The sequence below is a fragment of the Nocardioides oceani genome, assembly GCF_030412965.1.
GTDB classification, from domain to species: Bacteria; Actinomycetota; Actinomycetes; order Propionibacteriales; family Nocardioidaceae; genus Nocardioides; species Nocardioides oceani.
On record NZ_JAUHJQ010000001.1, the window covers coordinates 40,881 to 61,118 of the forward strand.

A 20,238-nucleotide genomic window follows, 5' to 3' on the forward strand; every position below is an offset into this window, starting at 1 on the left:
CCGGATGGCGGGCGTGACGTCCACCGTCACACCCCGGCGGGCTCCGCTCGCGGGCCGGCGCTCGGTAGCGTCGTGCCATGAGCCGATCCGACGACGTGCGCGCCGGCCTCGAGCACCGTCTCGAGCACCTCGGCGACTCGATCCACGACACCCTCGCCGAGATCAAGCCCCGGCTGCGCGGCTGGCTGCACCTGGCCAGCGCCCCGCTGACCCTCGCAGCGGGGATCGTGCTGGTGGTCCTGTCCCCCGACGCCACCACCCGGGTCGGGTCGGCGGTGTTCGTGGGGACGGGCCTGCTGCTCTTCACCGTCTCCGCGATCTACCACACCGGCACGTGGTCGCCGAGGACGTGGGCGTTCCTCCGCCGCTTCGACCACTCCAACATCTTCCTGCTCATCGCCGGCTCCTACACGCCGTTCGCGCTGATGCTGCTCGAGGGGACCCAGCGCACCGCGCTGCTCAGCGCCGTGTGGGGCGGAGCGCTGCTCGGGGTCGGCTTCCGGGTCTTCTGGGCCGACGCGCCGCGCTGGCTCTACGTGCCGATCTACATCGCCCTCGGCTGGGCGGCGGTGTTCTTCATCCCCGACCTGCTCGAGGGCGCGCTCGACCTCGGCGTGGGGATCGGCGTCGCGACGTTCGTGATGATCGTGGTCGGCGGGATGCTCTACACCCTCGGCGGGGTCGTGTACGGCTTCAAGCGGCCGAACCCGTGGCCGCGGTGGTTCGGCTTCCACGAGGTGTTCCACACCTTCACGATCCTGGCCTTCGCCGCGCACTACGTCGGCGTCTCGCTGGCGACGTACTCCCTGCGCTGACCACGCGGGCGGCTGGCCCCCGGGCAGGGGGGCTCAGCGCCGCCGCGGCGCCGTCGTCGCCCGCAGCACGACCTCGGTCGGCAGCACGACGTCCTCGGGCAGGTCGGCCGGCAGGTCCGCAGGCGCCTCGCCGAGCCGGGCGAGCACCTGGCGGGCGGCGGTGCGGCCCTGCTCGTCGACCGGCTGCCGGACCGTGGAGAGGTCGAAGAACGGTGCGGCCTCGTGGTCGTCGATCCCGATGACCGAGAGGTCGTGAGGGACCGCGCGACCGAGCTCGCGGGCCGCGCGGAGCACGCCGATCGCCATCTCGTCCGACGCGGCGAAGACCGCCGTCGGCGGGTCCTGGGCCGCAAGCAGCAGCCGGCCCGCGGCGAGCCCGCCGGTCATGGTGAACCGGCCCTCGACCTCGAGCGCCGGGTCGGCCTCCACCCCGGCGTCGGCCAGCGCCGCGCGGTAGCCCTCGCGCCGGGCGGTCGGCACGGCGGAGTCGACCGGGCCGGCGCCCAGCCCGCCGACGTACCCGATCCGGCGGTGGCCGAGGGAGAGCAGGTGCTCGACGGCCGACCGGGCGGTGGCGTGGTCGTCGATCCGCACGCTCGGCCAGCCCTCCACGGTGGCGCCGACGAGGCCGACGGGTCGGCCGCCGCGCCGCAGCTGGCGGACCTCCTCGGCGGTGGGCGTCAGGCCGAGGACGAGCACCGCGTCGGCGCGCTTGGTCAGCAGGCCGGTGCCGAAGACCCGGTGCCGGGCCGCGGGGTCGCCGGCGAGGTTGTAGAGCAGCAGGTCGTAGCCGCGCTCGCGCAGCACCTGCTCGGCGCCGTGCACGACCGTGCCGAAGAACCACCGGGTCACGAACGGCACCACCACCGCCACCGTCCGGGTGCGCCCGGTGGCCAGGCCGCTGGCGCTGGCGCTGGGCACGTAGCCCAGCCGCACCGCGGCCTCCACGACCCGGCCGCGGGTCTCCTCCGAGACCCGCGGCAGGCCGCGCAGCGCTCGGGAGACGGTGGCCGTGGAGACCCCCACCTCGCGGGCGAGGTCGTCGATGCTGGTCACCGGGCCCCCACCCGCGGGCCGGTCACCCCTTGACGCTCCCGGCCAGCAGGCCGCGGACGAAGTAGCGCTGCAGGGCGAGGAAGACCACCAGCGGCACGACGAGCGAGACGAACGCGCCGGCCGAGAGCAGGTACCAGTCCTGGCCACGGGTGCCGGAGAGCTCCGCGAGGCGGGCGGTCAGCGGCGCGTTCTCCGAGCTGCCGAAGACCAGGGCGACCAGCAGGTCGTTCCAGACCCACAGGAACTGGAAGATGCCGAACGCCGCGATCGCCGGGGCCATGAGCGGCAGCATCACGCGGGTGAAGATCTGCACGTGGCCGGCGCCGTCGACCCGCGCGGACTCGATCAGCTCGCCGGGGATCTGGCTCATGAAGTTGTGCAGCAGGTAGATCGCCAGCGGCAGCGCGAAGATCGCGTGCGAGAGCCAGATCGTGTAGAAGCCACCACCCGGCGCGTCGGAGCCCGCGAGCGGCATCAGGTCGAACGGCGGCTGCACGTAGAGCTTGAGCAGCGGGATCATGGTGACCTGGATCGGCACGATCTGCAGCGCGAAGATCGCCACGAACAGGAAGTCGCGGCCGGGGAACTTCATCCAGGCGAAGGCGTACGCCGCCATCGTCGCGATGCTGATCGGGATCAGCACCGACGGGACCGTGATGACGATCGAGTTGATGAAGTACGTCGCCAGGTTGGTGCTCGAGCCGTTGAGCACCTCGTCGTAGTTGTCGAGCGTGAAGCCGGGGTCGGTGAAGAACGTCCACCAGCCGCTGCGCGTGATGTCGCCCTGCGGTCGGAACGACGTGACCAGCAGGCCGAACGTCGGGATGGTCCACAGCACCGCGATGACGACCGCGGCGAGCGAGGCCCACGGCGAGCTGAGCCCGCGCTTGGCCGTGGCGGCGACCGACTCCTGGGCGACGATCGCCTCGACGCCCTTCTCCTCCGGGATGACGGTCATCGTGCCTCCAGCTTGCGCATCTGACGGACGTTGTAGATCACGATCGGCATGACGAGCACGAAGATCAGGACCGCGATCGCGGTGGCCATGCCCTGGTCGTAGGAGCGGAAGTACTCCACGTAGAACTGGTAGGCCAGCACGCTGGTGTCGAAGTTGCCGCCCGTGGTGGTGCGGACGATGTCGAAGGCCTTGAGCGTCGTGATGCTGATCGTGGTGAGCACGACGATCAGCGAGGGGCGGATGCTCGGGATCGTGATGTGGCGGAACATCTTCAGGCCGCCCACGCCGTCGAGCCGGGCGGCCTCGATGATGTCCTCGGGGATCGCCTTGATCGACGCCGAGAGGATCGTCATCGCGAAGCCGGCCTGGACCCAGATCAGGATGATGATCAAGAACACGGTGTTCCACGGGTCGGTCAGCAGGAAGCGGTAGGAGTCGAAGCCCAGCCAGTTGAGCAGCTGGTTGGCCAGGCCGATCTGGGACTTCTCGCTGTCGCGGTAGTCGTAGACGAACTTCCAGATGATCGAGGCGCCCACCAGCGAGATCGCCATGGGCAGGAAGATCAGGGCCTTGGCGACCTTCTCGAAGCGCGAGCGGTCCACCAGCACGGCGTAGACGAGGCCGACGATCGTGGAGACGAGCGGGACGAGGATGACCCAGGCCGCGGTGTTGAGCAGCACGCGCACCTGGTCGCCGTCGGTGAAGATCGTCTGGTAGTTCTCGAGGCCGACGAACTCGCTGCCGGTGTTGTCCTTGAAGGACTGGTAGATGCTCGTCAGGGCCGGGTAGAGCAGGCCGACGGCGATCAGCAGGATCGCCGGCAGGACGAACGCGGCCGACTGCACCAGCTCGCCGCGGCGCGACCGGAGCCGCTGGGTCAGCAGGAGGATCAGCGCGACCACGGCGAAGAACACCGCGATCGCGATCACCATCTGGGTGAACTTCTCACCGGTGGACATGGGGCTCTCCGGAGGGCTCGGGCCGGGCGCGGGGGCTCATCGGCCGGACGACGTACGACGGGGCGGGACGCTGCCGGTGACGGACGAGGCCCTCCCGGCCGGCCGGACGGCCGACCGGGAGGGTCGCATCACCTGCGGAGGTCAGTCCTCCCAGGACTCCTCGATCTTGGCGAGGGAGTCCTCGGTGCTCTGGTCCTGCGCGATCCAGGCGGTCATCTCGGTCCAGAAGGAGCCGGCGCCGACGGCACCGGGCATCTGGTCGGAGCCGTCGAAGCGGAAGACCGCCTCGGGGTCCTGGAAGATCTCCGCGGCCAGCTGGTCGATCGGGCTGGCGAGGTTGGAGATCTCCAGACCGGTGTTGGCGCTGACCCAGCCGCCGCCCGGGGTGGCCTTGGCCTTCTCGTTGGCCCAGAGGTCGCTGGACAGGAAGGTCTGGAAGGCCTGGACCTCCGGCTCGTCGGAGAACGCGGCGACGAACTCGCCACCGCCCAGGACCGGCGTGCCGAACTCGTCACCGATGGCGGGGAGGTAGAAGGCGAAGACGTCGCCGTCCTCGGCCACCTCGGTGCCCTCGGGCCAGTTGGCGGCGTAGAAGCTCGCCTGGCGGTGCAGCGCGCACTCGCCGTCGAGGATCGGCAGGCCGCCCTCCTGGAAGGGGGTGGTCGCGATCGACTTCACGTCGCCGATGCCGCCGTTGACGTAGTCCTCGTTCTTGAGGATCTCGCCGACGGTGTCGAGGCCCTCGACGACCGCCGGGTCGTCGAAGGGGATCTCGTGGTTGACCCACTGGTCGTAGACGTCCGGGCCGCCGGTGCGGAGCAGGACGTCCTCGAGCCAGTCGGTGGCCGGCCAGCCGGTGGCCTCGCCGGACTCGATGCCCGCGCACCACGGCTTGATGTCGCCGGCCTCGGCGATCTGGTCGGACAGGGCGATCATGTCGTCCCAGGTCTCCGGGACCTCCCAGCCGTTGTCGGAGAACATCTTCGGGGAGTACCAGACGAACGACTTCACGTTGCCGCCGAGCGGGGCGGCGTAGAACGTCTCGTCGACCGTGCCGTAGGCCTTCCAGTCCTCACCGAAGAACTCGTCGACGTTCGAGGAGACGCCCTCGGGCGCCTCGACGACCTTGCCGGTGCCGACGAGGGTCTTGAGCAGGCCGGGCTGCGGGATGTAGGCGATGTCCGGCGGGTTGCCCGCCTGCACGCGCACCTGCAGCTGCGCCTCGAACTCCTTGGAGCCCTCGTACTTCACGTCGGCCCCGGTGCAGTCCTCGAAGACCTTCCAGGAGTCGATGTGGGGCTGGTCCTCGGGGGCGACGATCGAGGTGTAGACCGTGACGTCGCGACCGCTGAGGTCGCCCCACTCGGTCAGGCCCTCGCACTCCGCCTTGCCGTCGCCCGGCGCGGTGCCGCCGGCGCTGCCGCCGCCCTCGCTGTCGTCGGCGCAGCCTGCGAGCGCCGCGCTGGCGGCGAGCAGGACGGCCGCGCCTGCGAGGCCGGATCTCTTCAGTGAACGCATGCGTTCTCCCTATCTAGTCCCGTGGTCGGTCGCCGCGTCGGACTCGCGGCGACCGTGCCGGGACCGATGCAAGCGCTTGCGCACCCTGTGGTCAAGGTCACCGGCGGGGCGTCGCGTCACGATTCTGTAACGCGAGCGTGATCCGTGGACCACGAGAGTGGAAACGCTTCCACTGGTCTGGACCGCTCTCCCGTCGGACCGTTCCCCGCCGCGACGTACCGTGGGGACATGGCGACCATCGAGCTGACCGCTGCGAACTTCGAGCAGAACGTCGCGGGCAACGACATCCTCCTCGTCGACTTCTGGGCGAGCTGGTGCGGGCCCTGCCGGCAGTTCGCCCCCACCTACGAGGCTGCCTCCGAGCAGCACGGCGACATCACCTTCGGCTCGGTCGACACGGAGGCCCAGCAGGAGCTCGCCGCGGCGGCCCGGATCACCTCGATCCCGACGCTGATGGCCTTCCGTGAGGGGATCCTGGTCTACGCCCAGCCGGGCGCGCTGCCGCCCCAGGGCCTCGAGCAGCTCATCGGTGCGGTGCGCGAGCTCGACATGGACGACGTACGCCGCCAGGCGGCCGCGGCCGGCCAGGACGGCGCCTCGGCCTGACGCACACCGGGCCCGGGACCACCTTCGTGGTCCCGGGCCCGGCTCCGGTCGTGTCCCGTCCTCGGCTGCTACCGGGCGCCGAGGACCTGCGCGACGTACCACCGTCCGCCCTCGCCCTGGCGGGCGGCGAGCCCCATGGCCCGGAAGTCCGGGTCCAGGATGTTGCGACGGTGGCCTGCCGACCTCATCCACCCGCGGTCGACCGTGGCCCGGCCGCTCGCGTAGCCCTGGGCGACGTTCTCGCCGACGAGCCGCATGTCGCAGTCCCGCAGGACCCGTTGCAGGTCCTGGTGCCACATGCGGCCCGCCCGGGCCATGCGGTCGGCCTGACGCGCGGCCATGCGCTGGAGGCAGCCGTCGCTGCCCACCCGCGCGCGGCCGTGGTCGGCTCGCTGGGCGTTGGTCGCGACCCGGGCGTCACCGGCGTAGCCGGCGGCTCCCGTGGTGGTCGCGGCCGCGGAGGGTGCCGCAGGTCCGGCCACGGTCAGGGCGACGCCCAGGGCCGTGGTGGCGGCTCCCAGCACGGTGCGCTGGGTCGTCCGCCCGGTCGTCTGCTGCTTCGTACGATGCACAAACGGTCACCTCGTTTCTGCGGTCAGCGACCGCGTCGGCGATGGATCACCTGCGTCCTACCCCGAGCGGCCGCGGTCGATACCCCGGGCCGCGGGCGGCGTGCTTGGATCGTGGCGTGGACGCCGGGGCGTGGGACGAGCGGTACGCCGCCACCGACCTGGTCTGGTCGGCCGGGCCGAACGTGTTCGTCGAGGCCGAGTGCGCGACGCTGCCTCCGGGCCGGGCGGTCGACCTGGCCGCCGGCGAGGGCCGGCACGCGCTGTGGCTGGCCCGCCGCGGCTGGCGGGTGACGGCGGTCGACTTCTCCGCGGTCGCGCTGGACAAGGGACGTCGGGTCGCCGAGGGGCGCCGCGACGCGGGTGACGCAGGCGAGCCGGTGCCGGCCGACGCGGTGACGTGGGTCCACGCGGACGCGACCACCTGGCGGCCGGCCGACGCGGCGACGTACGACCTCGCGCTGCTGGCCTACCTCCAGCTGCCGCCGGCGGAGCGCCGCGCGGCCGTCCGCGCGGCGTACGCCGCCCTCGCGCCCGGCGGCACGCTGCTCGTCGTGGCGCACGACCGCACGAACCTCACCGACGGCGTCGGCGGACCGCGGGACCCCGAGGTGCTGATGAGCGCCGAGGACGTCCTCGCCGACCTCGCGGGCCTCCCCCACCGGGTCGAGCGGGCGGAGCGCGCGGGCCGCGCGGTCGAGCCCGGTCACGGTGCGGACGACGCCGCGGTCCGCACCGCGTGGGACTGCGTCGTCCGGGTCGTCCGGGTGGACCGGGTGGTCGGGCTGGTCGTGGAGCAGGCCTGAGCGCCCGGCTCAGCCGCCCGGCACCACCGACGGGCTGATCGTGACCGTCGCGTGCACGAAGGCGTGGTCGGTGGCGGCCCGCACGGGGGCGCCGTAGTCGACGACGTGGCCGCTGAAGGTCACTCCGCCGACGCCCATGATCTTGTCGATCTTGACCGGGCCGGCGCCGACGCAGGAGGTCGGCGTCGCCCCGTTGGAGCCGACCATGCCGGTCGCGGCGGCGACGCGGCAGCCGAACTCGGTCTTCTCGTTGGTGTCGCCCATCAGCAGCACCGGCCGGCCGGTCGCCTGCAGCCGCTGCACCAGCGCGATCTGGGCGCCGGTCGCGGAGTCGCGGTCGACCTCCTGGTCGCGCGGGGAGTTGTGCAGGTCGATGACCCAGAACTCCCCGCCCGTGGCGCGCTCGCGGAGCAGGACGTAGGGGATCGGCCGCTGCTGGTGGTCGAACGTCGTGATGATGCTGCCGGTGTCGGCGAGCTCGAAGAGGTCGTCGCGCCAGCCGATCTGCAGCCGCACGCCCTGGTTGCCCAGGCCCTGGCCGGGCCAGATCGTCCAGCCGGGCAGGCGGGCGCGGAGGACGGCGAGCTGGTCGTCCTGGACCTCCTGGAACCCGACGAGGTCGACGCCGCGGCCCAGGACCGTGCTCGCGTGCATGGCTGCTCGGCCGGTGCCGTTGGGGCGGTGCTGGCTGCCCTGGACGTTGAGCGTGCCCACCTGGAAGGTGAACGCCTCACCGGTCGCGGCGCCGGCGGCCACCGCGCGGCCGGCCGCGGGGGTGCGGGACGCCCGCTCCAGCGGGGCGCCGGCGCGGTGGAGGCGGTACGGCGGCGCGGGCGGCGGGGCCAGCGCGGAGGCGGCCTCGACCCGCGCGCGGGACGCCGCGGGCGGGCGGGTCGCCGAGCGCGAGGCCTGCTCGGCGCGAGCAGTCACGCGGGCTCCGGCGACCTCGGCGGGCGCGCCGACCGCGATCGGGACGCGCACCTCACGCGGGGCCAGGCCGAGGCCGGCGACGACAGCGAGGCCGGTCAGGAGCACGGCCACCGCGAGGGTCACGAGGGGGGCGGGACGGCGACGCACCGGAGCAGGGTACCGGTGTGCGCGGCTCAGCCGCGCCGCAGCGGACGGACCCGCACCCGGGCGTGGACGAGCTCGTGGTCGCTGGAGCGGCGCACCCGCGGGCCCCGGTCCTCGCGGTAGTGCGAGAAGGCGACCCGGCGACCGCCGAGCACCCAGTCGATCCGCAGCCGGCGGCGCGGCGGCTCGCACCCGCGGGCGCGCGGCTTGCCGCCGTTGGCGGCGCGCAGGTCGGTCCGGGCCGTCATCTTGCAGTAGAACTCGCGCTTCTCGTTGGCGTCGGCGGTGAGGAAGACCGGCTTGCCCTTCCGACGCAGCCGCTGGACGAGCCGCACCTGCTTCGCGGTGGCCGAGTCGCGCTCGCGCTCCAGGCCCTTGGGCGAGTTGTGGACGTCGACGACGAAGAAGCGGCGGTCGGTGCGCCGGTCGCGCAGCTGGACCCACGGGATCGGCCGGGTCTGGCGGTGGAAGCGGGTCATCACGTGGCCGTGGCCGACCATGCGGAACTGGTTCTTGCGGAAGGCGATCTGGAGGCGGACGCCCTGGTTGCCGAGCGAGGTGCCGGGCCAGATCCGGTAGCGCGGCAGCCGGTTGCGCAGCACGCGGAGCTGGTCGCGCTGGACCTCCTGGAGGCCGATGACGTCGATGCCGCGCTGGGCGATCGAGCCCGCGGTCCAGCGGGCCCGCTGGGTGCCCGGGGCGAAGCCGCCGCGCCCGCGCGTGTGCTGGCTGCCGAGCACGTTGAACGTGCCGATCTTGAACCCGAACCCGGTCGGCTTGCGGTGCGGCTCGACCGCCGCGCGGGCGGGCGCGCCGACGAGGAGGCTGACGGCCAGGACCAGCGCCAGGGCGGCCGTCACGGGGACGGTGCGGGCCCGGCGGGGGCCGCGTGCGCCGGTCGGCGCGGGGTCGGTGGTCGTTGCTTCGATCGGTGCCTGTCGTGCTCGGAGCATCCGCGGACGGTAGTCAGAACTGGTCCAGACCAGCAACTCGTCGGCCCGCCGACCGGGCGGCGGTTCAGCGCCGGCGTGGCCGCATCGTGACCGTCGCCCGCACGAGCGGGTGGTCGCTGGCGAGCCGTACGGACGTGCCTTCGAAGAGCCCGTAGCGCGAGAACGTCATCGGCCCGGCGCCGAAGATCCAGTCGATCGCCAGCCGTCCCGGCGGGGTCGAGCACGAGCCCGGCGAGGACGCCGAGCCGCCGTTCGGCGCGACCAGGTCGGTGGCCCCGACGATCCGGCAGAACGTCTCGACGTGCTCGTTCATGTCGCCGACCACGAAGACCGCGCGACCGGTCTCGCGCAGGTTCCGCACGAGCCGCACGATCTTGCGGGTGGCGGCGTCCCGCTCGGACTCCAGCCCCCGCGGGCTGTTGTGGTTGTCGACGACGTAGAGCTTGCGGCCGGTCGCGCGGTGCTCGAGCAGCACCCACGGCACCGGGCGGACCTGCCGGTCGAACGGCGTCCGGATGCTGCCGTGGTCGAGCAGGCGGAACATCCACGACTTCCACGCGATCTGCAGGCGGAGCCCGCCGCCGCCGAGCGCGGTCCCCGGCCACACGGCGTACCCGTCGAGCTTGCGCTGGAGCACCTGGAGCTGGTCGGCCTGGACCTCCTGGAAGCCGACGACGTCGATCCCCTTGCGCTCGACGAGGCCGGCGGTGATCGCGGCGCGGACGCGGCCCGGTCCCCAGCCCCCGCGACCGCGGGTGTGCTGGCTGCCGAGCTGGTTGAACGTGGCGATCTCGAAGTCGGGGCTCGTCGGCCGGGTGGCGGCTGCGGGGGTGCCCCCGGACGTGCCGGAGGAGGTGCCCGCCGAGCGGCCCGTGGTCGCGCCGAGCAGGGCGACGGTGGTGAGGAGGGTCAGGACGACGGCCGCGACGCGGCGCCCGAGCGCTGGTCTGGTGGAGTGCACCGGGTGACGGTAGGCAGGTCGCCGGCGACGTACGACGGCATCGCGGCAGGCGCGACCGGACGTCGGTGAGGATGACCCGGGCGGGCCATCGCGGGGTCGGTCAGTCGGAGGACGCGCCGTGCGAGCCGGACGACCCGGGCGCCTCGGTGCTGCCAGTGCTGCCGGTGCTGCCCGTGCTGCCGGGGGCCTCGGTGCTGCCGGTCGCGTCGGTCGGGGCCGGGTCCTGCTGGGTGCGCGCGAACGGCTCCTCCGAGCGCGGCCGGCGGTCGGAGGGGTCGTAGCGGCCGGCGTCGGCGGAGGACTGCGCGTTGCGCAGCCGGTGGGTCAGGCTCCAGCCGAGCAGGCCGACGGCCACCGCGAGCGCGATGAAGATCGCGAAGGCCAGCCAGCCCGCCTTGACGTCCTCGGGCTCGGGCGCCTGCTCGGCCGCGCGGACGACGGCGTCGGCGAGCAGCGGGACGAGGTGCAGGGCCATGGCGCCCATCCTCTCAGGCGGGGTCGGTGATGCCGGCGAACAGGTCGCTCTCCGGCAGCTCGGAGGGGACGTGGCTCACGACCAGTTCGAAGTCCTCGGTCGGCCACACCTCCTCCTGGATCTCCCGCGGCACGGCGAACCACATGCCGTCGGGGTCGATCTGGGTGGCGTGGGCGAGCAGCGCCTGGTCGCGGACGCCGAAGTACTCCGAGCAGGGCACCCGCGTGGTGATCCGCGCGTCCCACTCCGGCTCCGGCTTCCAGTCCTGCAGCCGCTCGACGTAGGGCGACTCCAGCCCGTGGGCGAGCATGGCGTCGTGGATTGCCTGGGTCTTCGGGCGGTTGAAGCCGTGGTGGTAGTAGAGCTTCAGCGGCTGCCACGGCTCCCCCAGGTCGGGGTAGCGCTCCGGGTCGCCGGCCGCCTCGAACGCCGCGACGCTCACCTGGTGGCACTTGATGTGGTCGGGGTGCGGGTAGCCCCCGCGCTCGTCGTACGTCGTGACGACGTGCGGTCGCTGCTCGCGGATGAGCCGCACGAGCGGGGCGGCCGCCTCCTCCAGCGGCACGAGCGCGAAGCAGCCCTCCGGCAGCGGCGGCTTCGGGTCGCCCTCGGGCCAGCCGGAGTCGACGAAGCCGAGCCAGTCCTGGGTCACGCCGAGGATGTCCCGGGCGCGCTCCATCTCCTGGCGGCGGATCTCGGTGATGTTGGCGAGGATGTCGGGGCGGTCCATCTTCGGGTTGAGGATCGACCCCCGCTCGCCGCCGGTGCACGTCACGACGTGCACGTCGACGCCCTGCGCGACGTACATCGCCGTCGAGGCGGCGCCCTTGCTCGACTCGTCGTCGGGGTGGGCGTGGACGTGCATCAGCCGGAGGCCCGACCGGGGCTGCGACCCGTGGTGCGACATGGCGCCGATCCTAGGTCGCCCACCCCGGGCCACCGGACGGGTGGGACCATGGCGGGCATGAGCAGCGACGTCCTGGCCGAGCGGTACGGCGCCCCGGCGCCCTGGCGGCGACGCGCGGCCGTGGCCGGCTGCGCCGCGCTGGCGGTCGTCTTCCTGGGGTGGCTGGCGTGGACGGCGTTCGCCCACTCGACCCCCGAGGTGTCCTCGGAGCTGGAGACCTACGAGATCGTCGGCGAGCACACCGTCGACGCCGTCGTGGTCGTGACCGTGCGCGACGGCGCCGAGGACCCGACCTGCCTGCTGCGCGCGTTCGCCGAGGACCACAGCACCGTGGGCGAGCTGGAGTTCGTTCCCGACCCCGACCTCGGGAGCCGCCAGGAGCAGTCGGTGCGGACCGAGCGGCGCGCGACGGCGCTGGAGCTGGTCGGCTGCCGCGCCGACGGGCAGAGCCGGTACCGCTGACCTGCGAAAGCCCCGGCCCCTTGTTACAGTGGCCGATCTGACCGTCCCGCCCGGGCCGTCCAGAGGAGGGCCCGAGACGCCGGCCCACGGCGTCAGCAGCAGTGCCGCGGCGTACGAGCACACCCTCGGCGCCACCTGTGCAGGACCGGTCCTCGTACGCCCGGCGGGCACCACCCGCCGTACCCGCACGCACTCTCAGGAGCACCCATGACGCAGTCGACCGAGCAGAGCACCGTCTGGCTGACCCAGGACGCCTACGACAAGCTGCAGGCGGAGCTGGAGAACCTCAAGGGCCCCGTCCGCCAGGAGGTCATCGAGCGGATCGCCGCCGCCCGCGACGAGGGCGACCTCAAGGAGAACGGCGGCTACCACGCCGCCCGCGAGGAGCAGGGCCGCGTCGAGGGCCGGATCCGCCAGCTCGAGGACATGCTGCGCCGCGCCGAGATCGGCGAGACGCCGCCCGACGACGGCGTCGTCGAGCCCGGCATGATCGTGACCTACAAGTTCGTGGGTGACGACGACGACGAGATCGAGACCTTCCTCCTCGGCGCCCGCGAGATCGAGCCCGAGGGGCTCACCGTCTACTCCCCGCAGTCGCCGCTCGGCGCCGCCATCAACGGCAAGAAGAAGGGCGACACCGTCGCCTACGAGGCGCCCAACGGCAAGACCCTCGAGGTGGTCATCGTCGACGCGAAGCCGTACACCGGCTGACCGCTCCCCCTGTCGCACGCACGCCCCCGGCCGCTCCGGCCGGGGGCGTCGGCGTTCCCGGGGCACGGCGCGTGGGCCGGCGGGCTGGTCCGACCGGTAACGCGCTGTCCGTGCAGCTACCGCGCCGACCCGTCGGCGCGGTGGACCGTCGAACGGCGCGGCAGTCGTCGACGGCGCGGCAGGTCACCGGACAGCGCGTCACACGCTGCGCCGGGTGACGACCTGGTAGCCGCGCTCCTGGAGCCGGGCGCGCAGCTGCTCGGTCTGCGCGGCGCCGCGGGTCTCCAGCTGCAGGTGCACCTCGACCTCGTCGAGGTGCAGCGACGGGGAGATCCGCTCGTGGACGACCTCGAGCACGTTGGCGCCGGCGGCGCTGACCTCGGCGAGCAGCTGCGCCAGCCCGCCGGGGACGTCGGGGATGGTGAGGGTGAGGTTGACGTACCGCCCCGCGGCGGCCATGCCGTGGCGGATCACCTTGCCGAGCAGCAGCGGGTCGATGTTGCCGCCGGAGAGGACGGCCACCGCGGGCGTCGGGAAGCCGGTGGGGTCGTCGAGGAGAGCGGCCACGGCGGCCGCCCCGGCCGGCTCGACCACCATCTTGGCGCGCTCGACGAGCGCGAGCAGCGCCCGCGACAGGGAGTCCTCGGAGACCGTGCGGATCTCGTCGACGTGGTCGCGGACGGCCGCGAAGGTGATCTCCCCCGGCAGTCCCACCGCGATCCCGTCGGCCATGGTGGTCATCGACTCCAGGGCGATCGGCCGGCCCTGCTCCAGCGAGGCGGGGTACGCCGCCGCGCCGGCCGCCTGCACGCCGACGACGCGCACGTCGGGACGCGCCGCCTTGACCGCGATCGCGATGCCCGCGAGCAGGCCTCCCCCGCCGGTGGGGACCAGCACGGTCCGCACGTCCGGTGCCTGCTCGAGCACCTCGAGCCCGGCCGTGGCCTGGCCGACGACGATGTCGTGGTGGTCGAAGGGGTGGATGAGCACGGCACCGGTCTCGGCCTCGAAGCGCCGCGCCGCGGCCAGGGAGTCCTCGAGGAACCGGCCCTCGAAGACCACCTCCGCGCCGTACCCCCGGGTGGCGCGCTCCTTGTTGATGGGCGCGCCCTCGGGCATGAACACCGTCGCCCGCGTGCCCAGCATCCGCGCGGCGAGCGCGACCCCCTGGGCGTGGTTGCCGGCGGAGGCCGCGACGACGCCGCGCGCCCGCTCCTCGTCGGTCAGCCGCGCGATGCGGACGTAGGCGCCACGGGCCTTGAACGAGCCGGTGCGCTGGAGGTTCTCGCACTTGAGGTGCACGGGGCCGCCGGCGAGGTCGGAGAGCCAGCGCGACTCCTCCATCGGCGTGCGGACCGCGACCCCGTCGAGCAGGTCGCGCGCGGCCGCCACGTCCTCGAGGGTCACCGGTGCGGTCACAGCGGGCTCTCCGGGTCCTCCGGCGCCTCGACCTGCGCCCCGGTCTCCTCGTAGTCCTCCGCGAGCTCCTCGACGGGGTCGTCGCCGGGAGCGGTGTACGTCGCCAGGTGCTGGACCACCGCGTTGCCGGCCGCCGCGAGCGGCACCGCGACCAGCGCGCCTGCCACGCCGGCGACCACGACGCCGCCGGCGATCGCGACGATGACCGCCAGCGGGTGCACCGAGACCCAGCGGCCCAGCAGGAACGGCTGCAGCACGTGGCCCTCGACCTGTTGGACGACGATGACGCCGGCGAGCATCAGCAGCGCGGTGATGGGCCCCTGGTCGACGAGCGCCACGAGCACGGCCACCGAGCCGGCGACGGTCGCGCCGATCATCGGCACGAACGCGCCGAGGAACACCAGCACGCCGATGGCCAGCACGAACGGCACGCCGAGGACGGCTGCGACGATCGCGATGCCGATCGCGTCGACCAGCGCGACGATCACGGTGGCCCGCACGAACTGGGTCAGCGAGACCCACGCGACGCGACCCGAGGTGTCGACGTGCTCGCGGGCGGCGCGCGGGGCGATCCGGACCAGGAAGGCCCAGATCCGCTCGCCGTCGGCGAGGAAGAAGTACGTCGCGAACAGCACGATGAAGAAGCCGGCGAACAGGTGGGTCAGCGTCGAGCCGACCTCGGTGGCGCGGGAGACGACGCCACCGTCCTGCGTGCCCTCGCTGATCGCCCGCTGCGCGGCGTCGATGTAGTCGTTGATCTGGCTGTCGCTGGCGTTGAGCGGGCCGGTCTTGAGCCACGTCTTGATCTCGCCGAGGCCCTTGACGGTCTGGTCGGCCAGGTCCGTGGCGCCCGTCGCGACCTGCTGGCCGGCGAAGGTCAGCAGCAGGCCCAGCAGGCCGAGGCCGGCGACGACCACGGTGATCGAGGCGAGCCCGCGCGGCAGGCCCGCGCGGTCGAGCACGCCGACCAGCGGCGAGACGAGCGCGGCCACGAGAAGCGCGACCGCGAGCGGGATCGTGACGACCGAGAAGAACCCGATCAGCTGCAGCAGCACGTAGCCGGCGGCGCAGATGACCAGCAGCCGCCACGCCCAGGCGGCGGCGAGGTCGACGCCCCACGGCACCTGCGCGCGGGAGAAGTTCGAGGGCCCGGTCGGGATCGGCGCCGGCGCCGGCCGCCGCTCCTCGCGCATCTGCGCCCACTGGTGGGCCAGGCGCTGCGCGAGGCCGTCGTCGTCGTCGGCCAGCCGCGGCAGCCGCAGCGGGAGGGGCAGCGGCAGCCGCCGCCGGGGCTCGTGGTCGTCGCCGCCCTGCGGGGCGCCGGGCCGGTCCGGGGGCGTCGCCGCGCCCCCGCCGGGCTGCTCGCTCACGCGCGTCGCCTAGGCGCGGGCGCCGAGCGCCCGGTCGAGGTCGGCGAGCAGGTCGTCGGCGGTCTCGATGCCGACGCTGAGCCGCACCAGGTCGGCCGGCACCTCCAGGTCGGTGCCCGCGACGCTCGCGTGGGTCATCCGGCCGGGGTGCTCGATCAGCGACTCGACGCCGCCGAGCGACTCGCCGAGGGTGAAGACCTCGGCCCGCTCGCAGACGCCGAGCGCCTGCTGCTCGCCGCCGGCGACGCGGAACGACACCATCCCGCCGTACCGCTTCATCTGCCGGCTGGCCACCGCGTGGCCGGGGTGCTCCTCCAGGCCGGGGTAGATCACCTGCGTGACGTCGGGGTGGCCGGCGAGGAACTCCACGACCCGCTCGGCGTTGTCGCAGTGACGGTCCATCCGGACGCCGAGCGTCTTCAGTCCGCGCAGCACCAGCCAGGAGTCGAACGGCCCGGCGACCGCGCCCATCGCGTTCTGGTGGAAGGCGACCCGCTCGGCGACCTCGAGGTCGCGGACCACGAGGGCGCCGCCGACGACGTCGGAGTGACCGCCGCAGTACTTCGTCGTGGAGTGCACGACGACGTCCGCGCCGAGGGTGAGCGGCTGCTGGAGGTACGGCGAGGCGAAGGTGTTGTCGACGACGAGCAGCGCCCCGGCGTCGTGGGCCACGCCCGCGAGCGCCTCGATGTCGCCGATGTTGAGCAGCGGGTTGGTGGGGGTCTCGACCCAGACCAGCTTCGTCTCGCCGGGACGGATCGCGGCGCGGACCGCGTCGACGTCGGAGACGGCCGCGGAGCTGTGCTCGAGCCCCCAGGCGCGCTCGACCTTGTCGAAGAGCCGGTAGGTGCCGCCGTACGCGTCGTCGGGCACGACCACGTGGTCGCCGGGTGCGCACAGCGCGCGGACCAGCGTGTCCTCGGCGGCGAGGCCGGAGGCGAAGGCGAAGCCCCGCTCGCCCTCCTCCAGCGCGGCGATGTTGCCCTCGAGCGCGGTGCGCGTGGGGTTGCCCGAGCGGCTGTACTCGTAGCCGCCGCGGAGCCCCCCGACGCCGTCCTGCTTGTAGGTGGAGGTGGCGTAGATCGGCGGGATGACCGCCCCCGTCGCCTCGTCCGGCTCGTAGCCCGCGTGGATCGCCCGCGTCTCGAACCCGCTCTTCTGACCGGCCTGCTCCCGGTGCTGCTGTTCGCTCACCCCGTGAGGTTACCCACGGACGGGGAGGCCACCGCGTCGGGGAACGTCCGGCCCGGCCGCGGTGTTGCACCGGGTGCCAGGATGGATCGACCCCAGGAGGAAGCCCGTGTTCTTCGCCCGCAAGCAGACCCAGCTCGTCGCCCCGGAGCAGACGCTCCCCGGACGTACCGAGCGGTGGTTCCACCTGGCCGACCGGCACCTCGTGCTGGGCACGCCCGTGGTCACCGACGAGGCCCCGGAGGGCATGGAGGTCGCGGTCTTCGGCCTCGGCTGCTTCTGGGGCGCCGAGGAGGTCTACTGGCAGATGCCGGGCGTCTGGTCGACGTCGGTGGGGTACGCCGGCGGCACGACGCCGCACCCGTCGTACGAGGAGGTCTGCTCCGGCGCGACGAACCACACCGAGGCCGTCCGGGTCGTCTTCGACCCCTCGGTCGTCTCGTTCGCCGACCTGGTCAAGACGTTCTTCGAGGTCCACGACCCCACCCAGGGCATGCGCCAGGGCAACGACGTCGGCACGCAGTACCGCTCGGCGATCTACTGGACCACTCCCGAGCAGGAGCAGGTCGCCCGCGAGCTCACCGACGTGTACGCCGCGGAGCTGCGCCGCCGCGGGCTCGGCGAGATCACGACCGAGATCCGCGAGGTGCCGACGTACTACTACGCCGAGGACGCCCACCAGCAGTACCTCGCGAAGAACCCGCACGGCTACCGCTGCCACGCCAACACCGGTGTGAAGTTCCCCCAGACCGCCTGACCCCGGTCCCTGGTCCACCGCCGCACCCCGTGTCCACCGACCGCACCGTCATCACGCTCTGTGGCTCGCTGCGGTTCCGCGACGCCTTCGAGCGGCTGGCCGCGGACCTGACGCTCGCGGGGCACGAGGTGCTGGTGCCGACCCTCCTGCCCGCCGGCGCGGAGCCGGACGCGGAGGAGCGGGCGCGCCTGGGCGAGGCGCACCTGCGCAGGATCGAGTCGGCGGACGAGGTCCTCGTGGTGGACGTCGGCGGCTACGTCGGGGACAGCACTCGTCGCGAGGTCGAGCACGCGCGGTCGCGCGGGATCCGCGTGCGGTTCCTCGAGCCGCCCACGGAGGGGGACCTGGTCGACGGCTGACCGGCGCTACCCTCGCGGCCATGCCGACCGCCCTCGCGATCCCGCTGCCGGGCCGCGCCGACCACCCGGACGAGCCCGAGGCCCGGCTGGTCCTCCGGGAGCTGTGGACGGTGCCGGCGATGCACCGGCTGACCGTCGCCAACCTCGAGCGGCTGCGGCGGTGGGAGCACTGGGCGCACGCCGAGCAGACGCCGGCGGCGCAGCGCGCCTACACCCGCCAGCAGCTGCTGGACTGGGTCGAGGGCCGCGCGGTCCCGTTCGCGATCGAGCACGGCGGGGAGCTGGTCGGGTCGGTCGGCGCCCGGATCGACGGCTGGAACGGCACCGCGGAGATCGGGTGCTGGATCGACGCCGGCCACGAGGGGCGCGGGCTGGTGCTGCGGGCGATGCGGCGGATGGTGGAGCACCTCTTCGAGGACCACCACGTCGCCCGGGTCGAGGCCCGCACCTCCGCGCACAACCCCCGCACCCGCGTCCTCAACGAGCGGCTCGGCATGGTCCACGAGGGCACCCTCCGCTCGGCCGCGCAGGTCGGCTCCGAGCGGCACGACGTGGCCGTGTGGAGCCTGCTGCGACCCTGACCACGCCGCGAGGACCGTTCCCGGTGCGCGTGCCGGGGTACCGCGCCGACATGATCGGTTTCCTCGTCGCCGGCCTCGTCATCGGCGCCCTCGCCCGTCTGCTCAAGCCCGGCAAGCAGCACCTCTCCCTGCTGTGGACGCTCCTGCTCGGCCTCGCCGGGTCGGTGATCGGCGGGCTCGTCGCGAGCGCGCTCGGCACCGGCGACATCTGGGAGCTCAACGTGCTCGGCTTCGTGCTGGCGGTCGTCGCCGCGGTGCTGCTCATCGGCGTGGCCGAGGGCCTCAGCGGCGGGCGGAGCTCCGCGCGCCGCTGACGGCACGGCAGGACCCGGCGGCGCGGGGACGGTGCGCCGGACGGCGTACGGCGCCCGTGCCCACCCCGGCGGCATGATGGAGGCATGAGCGAGCTCCCTCGCAAGGCGGTCGCGCGCACCGCCCGGCTGGCGGCCCTGCCGCTGGGCTTCGCCGGGCGCAACGCGATCGGCCTGGGCAAGCGTCTCGGCGGTCGGCCTGCGGAGACGGTGATGACCGAGATCCAGCAGCGCACCGCCGAGCAGCTCTTCCGCACCCTCGGCGAGCTCAAGGGCGGGGCGATGAAGTTCGGCCAGGCGCTCTCGGTGCTCGAGGCGGCGCTGCCCGACGAGCTCGCCGGTCCCTACCGCGAGCAGCTGACGCTGCTGCAGGACTCCGCTCCCCCGATGCCGACCTCGACGGTCCGCGAGGCGCTCGCCCGCGACCTCGGCCCGGACTGGCGCGAGCAGCTGGTCTGGCTCGACGGCGGCCCGACCGCGGCCGCGTCGATCGGCCAGGTCCATCGCGGCCGGTGGCACGACGGCCGCGACGTGGCGGTCAAGGTGCAGTACCCCGGGGCCGGCGAGGCGCTCCGCTCCGACCTGCGCCAGCTGGCCCGCCTCGCGCGCACGGTCGGGTCGCTGGTGCCCGGCGTCGACATCAAGCCGCTGGTCGCCGAGCTGCAGGCTCGTGCGGTCGACGAGCTGGACTACCGGCTCGAGGCCGAGGCGCAGGAGGTGTACGCCGCGGCGTTCGCCGGCGACCCCGACATCGTCGTCCCGGGGGTGGTCGCGGTCGGCGAGACCGTCCTCGTCACCGAGTGGCTCGACAGCGAGTCGTCCCTGGCGGCCGTGATCGCCGACGGCTCGCAGGAGGACCGCGACCGCTTCGGCGAGCTGTTCGCCCGCTTCCTCTTCGCCGGTCCCGAGCGCACCGGCATGCTCCACGCCGACCCCCACCCGGGGAACTTCCGGGTCGTGCGCGACCCCGACGGCGGGCCGGCCCGGATGGGCGTGCTCGACTACGGCGCCGTCGCCCGGCTCGAGACCCGCGGGCTGCCGGAGGCGATGGGTCGGCTGATCCGGCTCGCCGCGGCCGGGGACACCTCCGGCCTGGTCGACGGCCTGCGCGCCGAGGGCTTCCTGCGCCCGGGCATCACGGTCGACCCCGACCTGGTGCTGGAGTACCTCGCACCGTTCGTCGAGCCGACCCAGGTCGAGCGGTTCCGGTTCTCGCGCGAGTGGATGCGCGAGCAGTTCCAGCGGATCAACGACCCGCGCTCCCCGACGTACACCTTGGCGATGAAGCTCAACCTCCCGCCGTCGTACCTCCTCATCCACCGCACCTGGCTCGGCGGCGTCGGCGTGCTCAGCCAGCTCGAGGCCGAGGCGCCGTTCCGGGCGATCCTCGAGGAGCACCTGCCCGGCTTCGCCGGCTGAC

Annotated in this window: 23 protein-coding genes; 10 read left to right on the plus strand and 13 right to left on the minus strand. The window is 73.5% G+C overall.

Annotation, left to right across the window (positions count from 1 at the left end; translation table 11 throughout):
• The first annotated feature begins 77 nt into the window (after positions 1 to 77).
• On the plus strand, positions 78 to 815 hold the full coding sequence (gene trhA, locus QWY28_RS00215) for a PAQR family membrane homeostasis protein TrhA (protein ID WP_300950287.1): 738 nt from the start codon (positions 78 to 80) through the stop codon (positions 813 to 815).
• 33 nt (positions 816 to 848) lie between these two features.
• On the opposite strand, the gene QWY28_RS00220 is transcribed toward trhA, so the two are convergent.
• The 4 genes from QWY28_RS00220 to QWY28_RS00235 all read right to left on the minus strand — a co-directional run bounded on the left by QWY28_RS00220 (position 849) and on the right by QWY28_RS00235 (position 5,306).
• A complete protein-coding gene (locus QWY28_RS00220; RefSeq protein ID WP_300950288.1) occupies positions 849 to 1,871 on the minus strand; it encodes a LacI family DNA-binding transcriptional regulator in 1,023 nt (340 codons plus the stop codon).
• Positions 1,872 to 1,893: 22 nt separating this feature from the next.
• Entirely contained in the window at positions 1,894 to 2,829 is a 936-nt protein-coding gene (locus QWY28_RS00225) for a carbohydrate ABC transporter permease (RefSeq protein WP_300950289.1), read from the minus strand.
• On the minus strand, positions 2,826 to 3,788 hold the full coding sequence (locus tag QWY28_RS00230; RefSeq protein WP_300950290.1) for a carbohydrate ABC transporter permease: 963 nt from the start codon (positions 3,786 to 3,788) through the stop codon (positions 2,826 to 2,828). Before QWY28_RS00230 ends, QWY28_RS00225 begins: the two co-directional genes overlap by 4 nt.
• 141 nt (positions 3,789 to 3,929) lie before the next feature.
• Positions 3,930 to 5,306: an ABC transporter substrate-binding protein gene (locus tag QWY28_RS00235; protein WP_300950291.1), complete on the minus strand. Its 1,377-nt coding sequence runs from the start codon at positions 5,304 to 5,306 to the stop codon at positions 3,930 to 3,932.
• 228 nt (positions 5,307 to 5,534) lie between these two features.
• On the opposite strand from QWY28_RS00235, the gene QWY28_RS00240 reads away from it, so the two are divergent.
• Positions 5,535 to 5,912, plus strand: a complete 378-nt coding sequence (locus QWY28_RS00240) for a thioredoxin family protein (protein ID WP_300950292.1) — start codon at positions 5,535 to 5,537, stop codon at positions 5,910 to 5,912.
• A 68-nt stretch (positions 5,913 to 5,980) separates the two neighbouring features.
• Here the strand turns inward: QWY28_RS00240 and QWY28_RS00245 are convergent, their stop codons facing one another.
• On the minus strand, positions 5,981 to 6,484 hold the full coding sequence (locus tag QWY28_RS00245) for a CAP domain-containing protein (protein ID WP_300950293.1): 504 nt from the start codon (positions 6,482 to 6,484) through the stop codon (positions 5,981 to 5,983).
• Between the two features lie 116 nt (positions 6,485 to 6,600).
• Between QWY28_RS00245 and QWY28_RS00250 the strand changes: the two genes are divergently transcribed.
• Entirely contained in the window at positions 6,601 to 7,287 is a 687-nt protein-coding gene (locus tag QWY28_RS00250) for a class I SAM-dependent methyltransferase (RefSeq protein ID WP_300950294.1), read from the plus strand.
• Between the two features lie 9 nt (positions 7,288 to 7,296).
• Here QWY28_RS00250 and QWY28_RS00255 read toward each other — a convergent pair whose 3' ends face one another.
• The 5 genes from QWY28_RS00255 to mca form a co-directional block, all read right to left on the minus strand.
• The gene (locus QWY28_RS00255; protein WP_300950295.1) at positions 7,297 to 8,364 is read right to left on the minus strand and encodes an endonuclease/exonuclease/phosphatase family protein; all 1,068 of its coding nucleotides are present in this window, start codon (positions 8,362 to 8,364) and stop codon (positions 7,297 to 7,299) included.
• Positions 8,365 to 8,390: 26 nt separating this feature from the next.
• Positions 8,391 to 9,314 (minus strand): endonuclease/exonuclease/phosphatase family protein, encoded by a 924-nt coding sequence (locus QWY28_RS00260; protein WP_300950296.1) that lies wholly within the window; start codon positions 9,312 to 9,314, stop codon positions 8,391 to 8,393.
• A 64-nt stretch (positions 9,315 to 9,378) separates the two neighbouring features.
• On the minus strand, positions 9,379 to 10,275 hold the full coding sequence (locus QWY28_RS00265; protein WP_300950297.1) for an endonuclease/exonuclease/phosphatase family protein: 897 nt from the start codon (positions 10,273 to 10,275) through the stop codon (positions 9,379 to 9,381).
• A gap of 100 nt (positions 10,276 to 10,375) precedes the next feature.
• Positions 10,376 to 10,750, minus strand: a complete 375-nt coding sequence (locus tag QWY28_RS00270; protein WP_300950298.1) for a hypothetical protein — start codon at positions 10,748 to 10,750, stop codon at positions 10,376 to 10,378.
• A gap of 13 nt (positions 10,751 to 10,763) precedes the next feature.
• The gene (mca, locus tag QWY28_RS00275) at positions 10,764 to 11,657 is read right to left on the minus strand and encodes a mycothiol conjugate amidase Mca (protein WP_300950299.1); all 894 of its coding nucleotides are present in this window, start codon (positions 11,655 to 11,657) and stop codon (positions 10,764 to 10,766) included.
• A gap of 57 nt (positions 11,658 to 11,714) precedes the next feature.
• Between mca and QWY28_RS00280 the strand changes: the two genes are divergently transcribed.
• Together QWY28_RS00280 and greA are read left to right on the plus strand one after the other, a co-directional pair.
• A complete protein-coding gene (locus QWY28_RS00280; RefSeq protein ID WP_300950300.1) occupies positions 11,715 to 12,119 on the plus strand; it encodes a DUF4307 domain-containing protein in 405 nt (134 codons plus the stop codon).
• A gap of 207 nt (positions 12,120 to 12,326) precedes the next feature.
• On the plus strand, positions 12,327 to 12,830 hold the full coding sequence (gene greA, locus QWY28_RS00285) for a transcription elongation factor GreA (protein ID WP_300950301.1): 504 nt from the start codon (positions 12,327 to 12,329) through the stop codon (positions 12,828 to 12,830).
• Between the two features lie 198 nt (positions 12,831 to 13,028).
• On the opposite strand, the gene ilvA is transcribed toward greA, so the two are convergent.
• The 3 genes from ilvA to QWY28_RS00300 are packed head-to-tail and all read right to left on the minus strand — an operon-like array spanning position 13,029 to position 16,813.
• The gene (gene ilvA, locus QWY28_RS00290) at positions 13,029 to 14,249 is read right to left on the minus strand and encodes a threonine ammonia-lyase (RefSeq protein WP_300950302.1); all 1,221 of its coding nucleotides are present in this window, start codon (positions 14,247 to 14,249) and stop codon (positions 13,029 to 13,031) included.
• Entirely contained in the window at positions 14,246 to 15,619 is a 1,374-nt protein-coding gene (locus QWY28_RS00295; protein ID WP_300950303.1) for an AI-2E family transporter, read from the minus strand. Before QWY28_RS00295 ends, ilvA begins: the two co-directional genes overlap by 4 nt.
• A 9-nt stretch (positions 15,620 to 15,628) precedes the next feature.
• Positions 15,629 to 16,813, minus strand: coding sequence for a cystathionine gamma-synthase (locus tag QWY28_RS00300; protein ID WP_300950304.1), 1,185 nt, complete (start codon positions 16,811 to 16,813; stop codon positions 15,629 to 15,631).
• Positions 16,814 to 16,919: 106 nt separating this feature from the next.
• Here QWY28_RS00300 and msrA point away from each other — a divergent pair, with 106 nt between their 5' ends.
• From msrA to QWY28_RS00325, 5 genes are all read left to right on the plus strand, one after another.
• Positions 16,920 to 17,567 (plus strand): peptide-methionine (S)-S-oxide reductase MsrA, encoded by a 648-nt coding sequence (msrA, locus tag QWY28_RS00305; RefSeq protein WP_300950305.1) that lies wholly within the window; start codon positions 16,920 to 16,922, stop codon positions 17,565 to 17,567.
• A gap of 29 nt (positions 17,568 to 17,596) precedes the next feature.
• Complete coding sequence (locus QWY28_RS00310; protein ID WP_300950306.1) at positions 17,597 to 17,926, plus strand: TIR domain-containing protein; 330 nt, start codon at positions 17,597 to 17,599, stop codon at positions 17,924 to 17,926.
• 20 nt (positions 17,927 to 17,946) lie between these two features.
• A complete protein-coding gene (locus QWY28_RS00315) occupies positions 17,947 to 18,507 on the plus strand; it encodes a GNAT family N-acetyltransferase (protein ID WP_300950307.1) in 561 nt (186 codons plus the stop codon).
• Between the two features lie 23 nt (positions 18,508 to 18,530).
• Complete coding sequence (locus QWY28_RS00320; protein ID WP_300950308.1) at positions 18,531 to 18,821, plus strand: GlsB/YeaQ/YmgE family stress response membrane protein; 291 nt, start codon at positions 18,531 to 18,533, stop codon at positions 18,819 to 18,821.
• An 84-nt stretch (positions 18,822 to 18,905) separates the two neighbouring features.
• On the plus strand, positions 18,906 to 20,237 hold the full coding sequence (locus QWY28_RS00325; protein WP_300950309.1) for an ABC1 kinase family protein: 1,332 nt from the start codon (positions 18,906 to 18,908) through the stop codon (positions 20,235 to 20,237).
• The last annotated feature ends 1 nt before the right edge of the window (position 20,238 follow it).